Origin of the sequence: Pseudocitrobacter sp. 73 (assembly GCF_008369545.1) — a bacterium.
Lineage (GTDB): Bacteria > Pseudomonadota > Gammaproteobacteria > Enterobacterales > Enterobacteriaceae > Pseudocitrobacter > Pseudocitrobacter vendiensis.
The window spans coordinates 88,122-100,004 of sequence record NZ_VTZO01000026.1 but is presented as its reverse complement, the minus strand read 5'-3'; the positions used below and the strand labels follow the sequence as shown (position 1 = coordinate 100,004).

Sequence of the window (11,883 nt, the reverse complement as noted above, 5' to 3'; positions counted from 1 at the left end):
GGATTGTCCTCTGCGTTTTCCCCCTCCGCTTTCAGACTGATTAACCCCGCATTAACTGGATCTTAGCGCGATGTTATTCCAGGCTTGAAACCATGAAAAATTCAATCGCACTGGGCATCACCGGTTTTTCGCTTATCGCTGTCACCTACGGGATGGCGAGATTTTCATGGGGACTGATGATGCCAGAAGTGGCGAAAGAGGTGTCGTTTAGCCCACAAATTGCCGGCATTATCGCGGCCTGCAGCTATCTGGCTTACTGCCTGGCGATCGTCTTCACTCCGCTGCTGGTTTCCCGCTTTGGCCCACGCATGCCGGCATTGACTGCCGCACTGGCAGCAGCAGTCGGGCTTATTCTGCTGGCACTGGCACATTCCCCGCTTATGCTCGCCATCGGGCTTTTCATCGCGGGCACCAGCGCCGGGTTGTCTTCTCCAGCGCTTGCAGAGGCTGTTTCACAGCGCATCTCCGCGCACCACCAGCCGCAGGTGAATACCGTCATTAATGCGGGTACCGGCGCGGGAATTATTATCAGTGTTCCGATATTGCTGGCCCTGCCCGGCGGCTGGCGAATGGCGTGTGTGACCTTTTCCGCGCTGGCAGCACTGTGCCTGTTTCTGATTTATCGGCATATCCCCGCCGGAACAGGTGCAAAACCGCAGCGAAGCCCTCTCACCCTGCGTGAATGGTTTTCGCCAGCAATGATCCGCTTAGCCATTATCGCCCTGATAAGCGGCGCGGCCAGCGCGGCCTGGTGGAGTTTTGGCCCGGATATACTCGGCCATCATCTCGGTGTAAATGCACGGCTTCGCAGCCTGCTATGGCTGATAAGCGGTGCGGCAGGCATTTTAGCGGTATTCACCGGGTTACTGGCTCGCTACCTGGCCTGGGCGCAGATTTATCGTTTATCTCAGTTGAGCATGGCGCTGCCATTGCTGCTAATGGCTTTTTCGCAAAATTACTCCGGGTGGCTGATCCCCGCCGTGGCGATGTGCGGCGCCGGGTATGTCACACTTTCCGGCGTGTTGCTGGTGTATGCCGCCGATGTCCTCCGTCAGGCTCCGGCAACTGGGGTCAGCATCGCGTTCTTTATGCTGGCAGCGGGTCAGGTGGTTGGCTCAGCACTATTTGGGCAGATTTATGCGGAGTATGGCGCAGTTGTTGCGTTGATGGTGTTTTCCGGATTGTCGGGAGGGATGCTATTTTTAATTCCCATCGAGCGTCACGTGGTATTCACGCCGCTGAAAAAAAATGAATAATGAGAACGCAACATACATGTTCCGTTCTCGTTATTTGAATAATATTATTTAATACTCAATCGAGAGCAATTATCAAGTTCCCTAAATTACCCTCGGTATGACCATGCGTTGAAAGGATTCAGGTGCCTGCCTCATTTCCCGGACACGGGGATTAACATAAATAGTATCTGCCGGGATATCTTTATTTACAAAAGACATCGCACCAATGACAACATTGTCACCAATGGTGATCGGCCCAACCAGACATGAATTCGCACCTAAATCGACATTATTCCCGATGGTCATAACTTCGTCTTCTCGCATGCTCACAGTACCGCCCAGCGTGGTGTTTTAGCGAATGATGCAATGTTCGCCAATGTGCGCCCTACTGGTGATGACAATCCCCATATGATGCGGAATATGCAGACAAGCCCCTATCTTTGCATCAAGCGCAATATCACAGGCGTACCTGTCTTTTAACTTTGAAGCAATTGCAGATGCGGCTTTTTTCTGTGATTTAGAACCATGACGGTGCATTTCACTCGCTAAACGCCACCAGAAAAGAAAATTTCTTCGGCGATTCTTTTTATTTCGCAACAGGCGATGCCACGAGAAAGACTCTTTGCGTACCACTTCTATACGCCAGAATTCCATAAGATCATGAGATTTACTTGAAAAAATGAACAAAATACATTGCAAAATTTTAATAATAATCTCCTTTTGCGAATCAAGTCGCAAATGAGGGATAGCACTGTTTAAAAAGATAAAGATAACGCAAGCGTGTACAGAAATCACATAAAAAAGGAGCCTTTCGGCTCCTTCGCGTTCTCAACAAGTGAGCATTACATATTCGCGATTATCGCGTCACCAAACTCTGAACATTTCAGCAGCTTAGCGCCTTCCATCAGACGTTCGAAGTCATAGGTCACGGTCTTGTTCGCGATAGCGCCTTCCATACCTTTAACAATCAGGTCAGCCGCTTCGAACCATTCCATATGACGCAGCATCATTTCTGCGGACAGAATGATGGAGCCCGGGTTAACTTTGTCCTGGCCTGCGTATTTCGGTGCAGTACCGTGGGTAGCTTCGAACAGGGCACATTCGTCGCCGATGTTCGCGCCCGGCGCAATACCGATACCACCAACCTGTGCCGCCAGGGCGTCAGAGATGTAGTCACCGTTCAGGTTCATACAGGCAATTACGTCATACTCTGCCGGACGCAGCAGGATCTGCTGCAGGAAGGCGTCAGCGATCACGTCTTTAACGATGATGTCTTTGCCGGTTTTTGGGTTCTTGATTTTCAGCCACGGACCGCCGTCGATCAGTTCGCCGCCGAATTCTTCGCGTGCCAGCTGGTAGCCCCAGTCTTTGAACGCGCCTTCGGTGAACTTCATGATGTTGCCTTTGTGAACCAGGGTCACAGAGTCACGGTCGTTAGCGATTGCGTATTCGATAGCTGCACGAACCAGGCGTTTGGTACCTGCTTCGGAGCACGGTTTAATACCAATACCGCAATGTTCCGGGAAGCGAATTTTCTTCACGCCCATCTCTTCGCGCAGGAATTTAATCACTTTTTCTGCATCAGCAGAGTCCGCTTTCCACTCGATACCTGCATAGATGTCTTCTGAGTTTTCACGGAAGATAACCATATCGGTCAGTTCAGGGTGTTTAACCGGGCTTGGGGTGCCCTGGTAATAACGCACCGGGCGCAGACAAACGTAGAGGTCCAGTTCCTGACGCAGGGCAACGTTCAGAGAACGGATACCGCCGCCAACAGGTGTGGTCAGAGGGCCTTTGATTGCAACGCGGTATTCACGTACCAGATCCAGCGTTTCAGCTGGCAGCCAGACGTCCTGACCATAAACCTGAGTGGATTTCTCGCCGGTGTAGATTTCCATCCAGGAAATTTTACGCTCACCTTTGTAGGCTTTCTCAACTGCGGCATTCACAACTTTGATCATCGGTGGGGTTACATCAACACCGATGCCGTCGCCTTCAATGAATGGGATAATCGGATTGTGCGGCACATTCAGCTTGCCGTCTTTCAGGGTGATTTTTTGACCTTCTGCCGGAACAACTACTTTGCTTTCCATTCACCTCTCCTTCGAGCGCTTCTGGTGTGCTCGTCATCCTTTACGCCACAGGTTCTCGCTGTTTACTACATGCCGGTTAAACCCCGGGAATGCACTGTCTTACCGCCTTCCTGCAACACAAAGAGTTAGAGCATTTTTGTTAATGATTTGTAATGATCGCGTCAATACTACCTTATTGTTCGGCGCCATGAAAGACACTCGTTATTAGGCTATAATGCGCGAATACATAACATCTGAAAATACCATGCAGAAAACTTCTTTTAGAAATCACCCGGTTAAGCGATTCAGCACCAAACAAGCTGCCAAACAACGTAAAGATAACCAGCCAAAACGCGTAGTTCTGTTCAATAAACCCTACGATGTTTTGCCGCAATTTACTGACGAAGCGGGCCGCAGCACGCTGAAAGATTTTATTCCGGTGCAGGGCGTATACGCCGCCGGACGTCTCGATCGCGACAGCGAAGGCCTTTTAGTGCTGACCAACGACGGTGTGTTGCAGGCGCGACTGACGCAACCGGGCAAGCGCACCGGAAAAATTTACTATGTGCAGGTTGAAGGCGAACCGAGCGAGGCATCGCTGACGGCGCTGCGTACAGGCGTGACGCTCAACGATGGCCCAACATTGCCCGCAGGAATTGAAGTGGTGAATGAACCCGAATGGTTGTGGCCGCGAAATCCGCCGATACGTGAGCGTAAGTCGATCCCCACCACCTGGCTGAAAGTCACGCTGTACGAAGGCCGCAACCGTCAGGTACGCCGCATGACGGCGCACGTCGGCCACCCTACTTTGCGTCTGATTCGCTATGCGATGGGCGACTATCGTCTGGATGGGCTGGCAAACGGCGAATGGCGTGACGCCGAATAAAAAGGAGAGTACATGTTTAAACCTCATGTCACCGTTGCCTGCATTGTGCATGCTAAAGACAAATTTCTGGTTGTAGAAGAGACCATCAACGGTAAAGCATTGTGGAATCAACCCGCGGGGCATCTCGAAGCCGACGAAACATTAGTTCAGGCTGCCGAGCGCGAATTGTGGGAAGAAACCGGTATTCGCGCTACGCCGCAGCACTTTATCCGTATGCACCAGTGGATAGCGCCCGACAAAACGCCCTTTTTGCGCTTTCTGTTTTTGATAGAGCTGGACGGTATTTGTCCGACACAACCGCACGACAGCGATATTGATCGCTGCCTGTGGGTCAGTGCTGAGGAAATTCTTAACGCAACGAATCTGCGTTCAAAGCTGGTCGCGGAAAGCATTCATAGCTACCAGAGCGGCGAGCGTTATCCTCTTTCGCTTATCGGCGCATTTAACTGGCCGTTTACAGAGGGTGTCAAGTAAGGGGCTGCGTGCTAGAATATGCCGCCTTGAAGTTCAATGTCGTGAGTATTCCAATGTCAGAAAGCCAGAAAAAAGTGATCGTCGGCATGTCCGGCGGTGTTGATTCCTCCGTCTCAGCCTACCTGTTGCAACAACAAGGTTATAAGGTTGAGGGCCTGTTCATGAAGAACTGGGAGGAAGACGACGGCGAGGAATATTGTACTGCCGCCGCCGACCTTGCCGATGCGCAAGCGGTCTGCGATAAGCTCGGCATTGAGCTGCACACCGTTAACTTTGCCGCTGAATACTGGGATAACGTTTTTGAACTCTTCCTGGAGGAGTACAAAGCGGGCCGCACGCCAAACCCGGATATCCTGTGCAACAAAGAGATCAAATTCAAAGCCTTCCTCGAATTCGCCGCAGAAGATTTAGGTGCTGATTACATCGCCACCGGCCACTATGTGCGCCGTAAAGATGTCAACGGCAAAAGCCAGTTACTGCGCGGGCTGGATGGCAACAAAGATCAGAGCTACTTCCTTTACACCCTCGGCCACGAACAGATTGCCCAAAGCCTCTTCCCGGTTGGTGAGCTGGAAAAACCGCAGGTGCGTAAAATCGCCGAAGAGCTGGATCTCATCACCGCGAAGAAAAAAGATTCCACCGGTATCTGTTTTATCGGCGAGCGAAAATTCCGCGAGTTTTTAGGTCGCTACCTGCCTGCCCAGCCAGGCAAAATAGTCACCGTTGACGGTGAAGAGATTGGTGAACACCAGGGGCTGATGTATCACACCCTGGGTCAGCGTAAAGGCCTCGGCATCGGCGGTACTAAAGAAGGGTCGGAAGATCCGTGGTACGTTGTCGATAAAGATGTCGAAAACAATATTCTGGTCGTTGCGCAGGGCCACGACCATCCGCGCCTGATGTCCGTTGGCTTAATTGCCCAGCAATTGCATTGGGTCGATCGCGAACCTGTTCAGGGTACGTTCCGCTGTACGGTTAAAACACGTTACCGCCAGACAGATATTCCCTGCACCGTCGTCGCGCTGGATGAAGAGCGCATTGAAGTGCGTTTTGATGAGCCCGTTGCCGCAGTCACGCCGGGCCAGTCCGCCGTGTTCTACAGCGGTGAAGTATGCCTTGGCGGCGGCGTAATCGAACAGCGCATACCGCTGCCGGCATAATTAACAGCAGTCGTCTCCCCAACGCCGGGGCACCAGACGCCCTGGCCGCGCTCAAGCGCGGGGAATCAACAAGGAGTTAGCGTGGCGAAGAACTACTATGACATCACCCTGGCGCTGGCGGGTATCTGCCAGTCCGCCAGCCTGGTGCAACAACTGGCCCATCAGGGCCACTGCGATAGCGACGCGCTGCTTGTGTCGCTGAACAGCGTTATCGACCTGAACCCGGACTCAACCCTGGGCGTGTTCGGTGGCAGTGAAGCAAATCTTCGTCTCGGCCTGGAAACGCTGTTAGGCGTACTGAATGCCAGCAGTCGCCAGGGGCTCAACGCCGAGCTCACCCGCTATACGCTGAGTTTAATGGTGCTCGAACGTAAACTGGCCTCCGCAAAAGGCGCGATGGATACGCTCGGCGACCGTATCGCGGGCCTGCAGCGCCAGCTTGACCACTTTGATTTACAGTCTGAAACCCTGCTGAGCGCGATGGCCGGTATCTATGTCGATGTTATCAGTCCGCTTGGCCCACGTATTCAGGTTACCGGCTCCCCTGCCGTGCTGCAAAGTCCACAGGTGCAGGCAAAAGTCCGCGCCTCGCTGCTTGCTGGCATTCGTGCTGCCGTTCTCTGGCACCAGGTTGGTGGCGGACGCTTGCAGCTCATGTTTTACCGTAATCGCCTGACCACTCAGGCAAAACAAATTCTTGCTCATTTAACCCCGGAGTTATGATCTATGGAATTATCCTCACTGACCGCCGTTTCCCCTGTCGACGGCCGCTACGGCGATAAAGTCAGCGCGCTGCGCGGCATTTTCAGCGAATTCGGTTTGCTGAAATTCCGTGTACAAGTTGAAGTGCGCTGGCTGCAAAAGCTGGCTGCGCAGGCAGCGATCAAGGAAGTTCCTGCTTTTGCCGCAGACGCAAACGGTTTCCTCGATAAAATCGTTACCGACTTCAATGAAGAAGATGCCGCGCGCATCAAAACCATTGAGCGCACCACTAACCATGATGTGAAAGCGGTTGAGTATTTCCTGAAAGAAAAAGTGGCGAATGTGCCGGAACTGCATGCGGTTTCTGAGTTCATTCACTTCGCCTGTACTTCTGAAGATATTAACAACCTGTCTCACGCACTGATGCTGAAAACCGCGCGTGATGAAGTGATCCTGCCTTACTGGCGCAAGCTTATCGACGGCATTAAAGATTTAGCGGTACAGTACCGCGACATCCCGCTGCTGTCGCGTACTCACGGCCAGCCGGCAACCCCGTCCACCATCGGTAAAGAGATGGCTAACGTGGCTTACCGTATGGAGCGTCAGTATCGCCAGCTTAACCAGGTTGAAATTCTGGGTAAAATCAACGGCGCGGTCGGCAACTATAACGCCCATATCGTCGCGTATCCGGAAGTCGACTGGCATCAGTTCAGCGAAGAGTTTGTCACTTCTCTGGGTATTCAGTGGAACCCGTACACCACTCAGATCGAGCCACATGACTATATCGCCGAACTGTTTGATTGCATGGCGCGCTTCAACACTATCCTGATCGACTTTGACCGTGATGTGTGGGGCTACATCGCCCTGAACCACTTCAAGCAAAAAACCATCGCCGGTGAAATTGGTTCGTCCACCATGCCGCACAAAGTTAACCCCATTGACTTTGAAAATTCCGAAGGCAACCTGGGCCTGTCAAACGCCGTGCTTCAGCACCTGGCGAGCAAACTGCCGGTGTCCCGCTGGCAGCGTGACCTGACGGACTCCACCGTCCTGCGTAACCTGGGCGTGGGTATTGGCTATGCGCTGATTGCCTACCAGTCAACCCTGAAAGGCGTGAGCAAACTGGAAGTGAATCGTGACCGTCTGCTGGACGAACTCGATCACAACTGGGAAGTGCTGGCAGAGCCTATCCAAACCGTTATGCGTCGTTATGGCATTGAAAAACCGTACGAAAAACTGAAAGAACTGACACGCGGCAAACGCGTTGATGCCGAAGGCATGAAACAGTTTATCGACGGTTTGGCCCTGCCGGAAGACGAAAAGACTCGCCTGAAAGCAATGACGCCAGCCAACTATATTGGCCGCGCAATTCAGATGGTCGATGACCTGAAATAATGGCTGACTCCCTCCCCTGAATGGGGAGGGAGGTCCCCCTGATTATTCCTTTCCTCACGACCACAAGACGCCCCTCTCATCTTCTATACTCCTGAGTAACACACACTGTCAGCGATAACGCCGCTCATCAGGAGATGCACATGCTCAGGGCTATCATTCCGCCGATTGCCGCGGTGCTGACGTTTATTGCCGGGATATTCATTCTGAATGTACAACTTTGGTATTCCGCCAAAATTGACAATGTCGCTGGCGCTACCCAGGCCGTCGAAAATATTAACCAGATTCTTGACGAAGCTAAGACCGCCAGTAAAACAGCCATGGCCATTGCTGCATCGGGCTGCACCGTTGAAGGGCAATATCAACTGGGGACGACGGCAGTACTCAGCCCACACCTCAGAACGATTCTCATCCTGAAAGAAGGTAAAGCATGGTGCACCTCCCTGCCCGGTAACCGTCTTTTGTTAACCAACCCAGCGTCCCTCCCTGATACGCCATTAACGCTGGTTCGTGCTAAAGATAATGTCCATCAGCATCCAGCTCTCGTTTACCGCGCCGATATATCAGATGGGGTCATTTTAGTGACCATCAGCGACTCCCATATTCATGATGCGCTAAACAGCACCGGAAAAAATGCACAGCTCCGGATGATTGTCGGCCGATATTCACTGGGTCAGGATGGTGATGTGCGCGAGGTGGGGCGTCAGAACCATCGCGAAGACATTATTGATGCCAAAATGTATCCCTTTTCTGTCCAGTACACGTCCCCTGCCTTCTTCAGCCTGAAACGTATTTTTCGTCAGGGCGCTGGCGTCCTCATTTTCATTCTGCTGATGTCCTGTACTGCTGGCTGGTCTCTCGATAAATATTTTCATAAAACGATTACCCCGGCGGATGCCCTGAAACGCGCCATAAACAATGGTGAAATTATCCCCTATTACCAACCGGTGATGGATGGACGAGATAACTCGATACGGGGTATCGAAGTCCTTGCCCGCTGGAAACATCCTGAGGCCGGGTTTATTTCCCCTGCGGCTTTTATCCCGCTGGCGGAGAAATCCGGATTAATCATTCCGCTTACGCAGTCGCTCATGTGGCAGGTTGTGACGCATATGAATGCCATCAGCAGCAAATTGCCGGAAGGCTTTCACGTCGGTATTAATTTCAGCGCCGCACACATCAATGCGGCGTCTTTCGTTGAGGATTGCCTGAAATACCAGGCGGGTTTTGTGAATAAAAAGTTGACGCTGGTGCTGGAAGTGACCGAGCGCGAACCGCTGCACGTGGATGAACAGCTCATCAGTAACCTCAACACGCTGCACGCGAATGGTTTTGCGATTGCACTGGACGATTTCGGCACCGGTTATTCCGGCCTCTCTTATCTGCACGATCTGAACATCGATTACATTAAAATCGATCAGAGTTTTGTCGGTCGGGTGAACGAAGATGAGGATTCAACAAAATTGCTCGACTGCGTCCTTGACCTTGCGCGGAAACTCTCTTTAACGATTGTCGCTGAAGGCGTCGAAACGCAAACGCAGCTCAACTACCTCAATCGTAATAACATCAGCCTGCTGCAAGGTTACTATTTCTACAAGCCCGTTAAGTTTGTCGAGCTGGTAAAAATACTGCTGTCAAAACCAAAAGAGAAAATTGAGCGCTATATTGAAACGTAAAGGAACAGAACAGGACAAATTCTTTTACTGTCCGGTGTTTAGTTTTAGTATAACCAGCCAGGTTTAAACTATTAGCTTCAATTATGATATGGAGAAAAAACATGCGCGTACTCGTGGTAGAGGATAACGCCCTGTTACGTCACCATCTGAAGGTTCAGCTTCAGGAGCTGGGTCATCAGGTTGATGCGGCGGAAGACGCAAAGGAAGCAGATTACTATCTCGGCGAGCATCTGCCGGATATTGCCATTGTCGACCTCGGCTTGCCGGATGAAGACGGCCTTTCTCTGATTCGCCGCTGGCGCAGTCACGACATCTCGTTACCGGTTCTGGTACTGACTGCCCGCGAAGGCTGGCAGGATAAAGTCGAGGTGCTGAGTGCCGGGGCTGATGACTACGTCACCAAACCGTTCCATATTGAAGAAGTGGCTGCGCGCATGCAGGCGCTGATGCGCCGTAATAGCGGCCATGCTTCGCAGGTGATCTCCCTGCCACCGTTCCAGGTGGATCTCTCACGCCGCGAATTGTCGATCAACGACGAAGTGATCAAGCTGACGGCGTTCGAATACACCATTATTGAAACGCTGATCCGCAATAACGGCAAAGTGGTAAGCAAAGATTCTCTGATGCTTCAGCTTTATCCCGACGCCGAACTGCGCGAGAGTCACACTATAGACGTGCTGATGGGTCGCCTGCGCAAGAAAATACAGGCGCAATATCCACATGATGTGATCAACACCGTCCGTGGCCAGGGCTATCTGTTCGAACTGCGCGGATGAATAAGCTATTGCGGCATATGCTGCCCCTCTCGCTGCGGGTGCGCTTCTTGCTGGCGACCGCAGCCGTGGTAATGGTGCTTTCTCTTGCTTACGGTATGGTCGCCCTGGTGGGCTACAGCGTCAGCTTCGACAAAACCACATTTCGTCTGCTGCGCGGCGAAAGCAATCTGTTCTACACCTTTTCCAAATGGGAAGACGGAAAGTTAACCGTCGATATGCCCGATAATCTCATCCGTCAAAGCCCGACGATGGCCATCATCTATGACAACAAAGGCAATCTGCTTTGGCAGCAGAAAGATATTCCCTGGCTGAAAAACCGTATACAGAAGGATTGGCTGCGCGGTAACGGCTTTCATGAGATAGAAGCGGATATCAACGCCTCCAGCGCCTTGCTGACCGATAACCATGAAGCACAGGAACAACTGAGTGAAATCCGTAAAGAAGATGATGACTCAGAGATGACGCACTCTGTTGCCGTCAACAGCTATCCGGCAACAAAGATGATGCCCGCGTTGGTGATCGTAGTGATTGACACGATCCCTATCGAGCTTAAACGCTCTTATATGGTGTGGAGCTGGTTTATCTACGTGCTGGCGGCCAACCTGTTGCTGGTGGTTCCGCTGCTGTGGGTGGCTGCACACTGGAGCCTGCGCCCGCTGGCGGCGTTGACGCGCGAGGTGCGCGAGCTTGAAGAGCATAACCGCGAAGCGTTAAACCCGGAAACGACCCGCGAGTTGACCGGCCTGGTGCGTAACCTGAATCGCCTGCTGAAAAGCGAACGGGAGCGTTATGATAAATATCGCACCACGCTTACCGATCTCACGCACAGCCTGAAAACGCCGCTGGCGGTGCTGCAAAGTTCGCTACGCTCACTGCGCAGTGAAAAAATCAGCGTCAGCGAAGCCGAGCCCATCATGCTTGAGCAAATCAGTCGCATCTCTCAGCAGATTGGCTATTACCTCAACCGCGCCAGCATGCGTACCGACAGTACCCTGTTGAGCCGCGAGCTTCATCCGGTCGCGCCCACGCTGGATAGTTTAATTTCCGCGTTGAATAAGGTCTATCAGCGGAAAGGCGTGAGCATTAGCCTCGACATTTCACCCGAAATTAGCTTTGTCGGCGAGAAAAACGACTTTATGGAAGTGATGGGCAACGTGCTGGATAACGCCTGCAAATACTGCCTCGAATTCGTGGAAGTGTCCGCGCATCAGGCCGAAAACCAGCTACACGTGATTGTTGAAGATGATGGTCCGGGCATTCCGCAGGGTAAACGGGATCTGGTGTTCGATCGCGGCCAGCGCGCCGATACACTCAGGCCAGGCCAGGGCGTCGGGCTCTCCGTCGCGCGTGATATCGTCGAGCAATATGACGGGCAAATCATCACCGCCGACAGCCTGCTGGGCGGGGCAAAAATGGACGTGGTTTTTGGTCGCCAGAACCTGGAGCACCACGTCGGCTAAATCCGGTTTGCGCAGCAGGCAGGTTGCCGGATTACGTGTATAATCCGAGA

Annotated in this window: 12 protein-coding genes; 9 read left to right on the top strand and 3 right to left on the bottom strand. The window is 52.4% G+C overall.

Going from position 1 to position 11,883, the window contains the following annotated elements:
* The first annotated feature begins 92 nt into the window (after window positions 1-92).
* Entirely contained in the window at window positions 93-1,256 is a 1,164-nt protein-coding gene (locus F0Q32_RS22030; protein ID WP_149464734.1) for an MFS transporter, read from the top strand.
* A gap of 81 nt (window positions 1,257-1,337) precedes the next feature.
* Here F0Q32_RS22030 and F0Q32_RS26855 read toward each other — a convergent pair whose 3' ends face one another.
* The 3 genes from F0Q32_RS26855 to icd are packed head-to-tail and all read right to left on the bottom strand — an operon-like array spanning window position 1,338 to window position 3,328.
* Window positions 1,338-1,559 (bottom strand): DapH/DapD/GlmU-related protein, encoded by a 222-nt coding sequence (locus F0Q32_RS26855; RefSeq protein ID WP_370516901.1) that lies wholly within the window; start codon window positions 1,557-1,559, stop codon window positions 1,338-1,340.
* Between the two features lie 27 nt (window positions 1,560-1,586).
* On the bottom strand, window positions 1,587-2,030 hold the full coding sequence (locus F0Q32_RS26850; protein WP_370516900.1) for a hypothetical protein: 444 nt from the start codon (window positions 2,028-2,030) through the stop codon (window positions 1,587-1,589).
* Between the two features lie 47 nt (window positions 2,031-2,077).
* Window positions 2,078-3,328 carry an NADP-dependent isocitrate dehydrogenase gene (icd, locus tag F0Q32_RS22020; protein ID WP_149464733.1) on the bottom strand — a complete coding sequence of 417 codons (1,251 nt, stop codon included), beginning with the start codon at window positions 3,326-3,328 and terminating at the stop codon, window positions 2,078-2,080.
* A gap of 214 nt (window positions 3,329-3,542) precedes the next feature.
* Between icd and rluE the strand changes: the two genes are divergently transcribed.
* The 8 genes from rluE (at window position 3,543) to phoQ (ending at window position 11,833) form a co-directional block, all read left to right on the top strand.
* Complete coding sequence (gene rluE, locus F0Q32_RS22015) at window positions 3,543-4,193, top strand: 23S rRNA pseudouridine(2457) synthase RluE (RefSeq protein ID WP_149464732.1); 651 nt, start codon at window positions 3,543-3,545, stop codon at window positions 4,191-4,193.
* Between the two features lie 12 nt (window positions 4,194-4,205).
* Window positions 4,206-4,667: an NUDIX hydrolase gene (locus F0Q32_RS22010; protein ID WP_149464731.1), complete on the top strand. Its 462-nt coding sequence runs from the start codon at window positions 4,206-4,208 to the stop codon at window positions 4,665-4,667.
* A 53-nt stretch (window positions 4,668-4,720) separates the two neighbouring features.
* Window positions 4,721-5,827 (top strand): tRNA 2-thiouridine(34) synthase MnmA, encoded by a 1,107-nt coding sequence (gene mnmA, locus F0Q32_RS22005; RefSeq protein ID WP_149464730.1) that lies wholly within the window; start codon window positions 4,721-4,723, stop codon window positions 5,825-5,827.
* Between the two features lie 81 nt (window positions 5,828-5,908).
* Window positions 5,909-6,550: a high frequency lysogenization protein HflD gene (gene hflD / locus F0Q32_RS22000; protein ID WP_149464729.1), complete on the top strand. Its 642-nt coding sequence runs from the start codon at window positions 5,909-5,911 to the stop codon at window positions 6,548-6,550.
* A 3-nt stretch (window positions 6,551-6,553) separates the two neighbouring features.
* Complete coding sequence (gene purB, locus F0Q32_RS21995; protein WP_149464728.1) at window positions 6,554-7,924, top strand: adenylosuccinate lyase; 1,371 nt, start codon at window positions 6,554-6,556, stop codon at window positions 7,922-7,924.
* A 140-nt stretch (window positions 7,925-8,064) separates the two neighbouring features.
* Window positions 8,065-9,597 carry a cyclic diguanylate phosphodiesterase gene (locus F0Q32_RS21990; RefSeq protein WP_149464727.1) on the top strand — a complete coding sequence of 511 codons (1,533 nt, stop codon included), beginning with the start codon at window positions 8,065-8,067 and terminating at the stop codon, window positions 9,595-9,597.
* Window positions 9,598-9,698: 101 nt separating this feature from the next.
* Window positions 9,699-10,373, top strand: a complete 675-nt coding sequence (gene phoP / locus F0Q32_RS21985) for a two-component system response regulator PhoP (RefSeq protein ID WP_015964830.1) — start codon at window positions 9,699-9,701, stop codon at window positions 10,371-10,373.
* The gene (gene phoQ, locus F0Q32_RS21980) at window positions 10,370-11,833 is read left to right on the top strand and encodes a two-component system sensor histidine kinase PhoQ (RefSeq protein ID WP_149464726.1); all 1,464 of its coding nucleotides are present in this window, start codon (window positions 10,370-10,372) and stop codon (window positions 11,831-11,833) included. The genes phoP and phoQ overlap by 4 nt, the downstream gene beginning before the upstream one ends.
* Window positions 11,834-11,883: the final 50 nt, after the last annotated feature.

Bases quoted from the DNA above. Each gene is read 5' to 3' on its own strand.
- mnmA (WP_149464730.1), top strand. From the start codon at position 4,721: ATGTCAGAAAGCCAGAAAAAAGTGATCGTCGGCATGTCCGGCGGTGTT.
- rluE (WP_149464732.1), top strand. From the start codon at position 3,543: ATGCGCGAATACATAACATCTGAAAATACCATGCAGAAAACTTCTTTT.
- F0Q32_RS22030 (WP_149464734.1), top strand. From the start codon at position 93: ATGAAAAATTCAATCGCACTGGGCATCACCGGTTTTTCGCTTATCGCT.
- F0Q32_RS22010 (WP_149464731.1), top strand. From the start codon at position 4,206: ATGTTTAAACCTCATGTCACCGTTGCCTGCATTGTGCATGCTAAAGAC.
- purB (WP_149464728.1), top strand. From the start codon at position 6,554: ATGGAATTATCCTCACTGACCGCCGTTTCCCCTGTCGACGGCCGCTAC.
- icd (WP_149464733.1), bottom strand. From the start codon at position 3,328: ATGGAAAGCAAAGTAGTTGTTCCGGCAGAAGGTCAAAAAATCACCCTG.
- F0Q32_RS26855 (WP_370516901.1), bottom strand. From the start codon at position 1,559: ATGCGAGAAGACGAAGTTATGACCATCGGGAATAATGTCGATTTAGGT.
- phoP (WP_015964830.1), top strand. From the start codon at position 9,699: ATGCGCGTACTCGTGGTAGAGGATAACGCCCTGTTACGTCACCATCTG.
- phoQ (WP_149464726.1), top strand. From the start codon at position 10,370: ATGAATAAGCTATTGCGGCATATGCTGCCCCTCTCGCTGCGGGTGCGC.
- F0Q32_RS21990 (WP_149464727.1), top strand. From the start codon at position 8,065: ATGCTCAGGGCTATCATTCCGCCGATTGCCGCGGTGCTGACGTTTATT.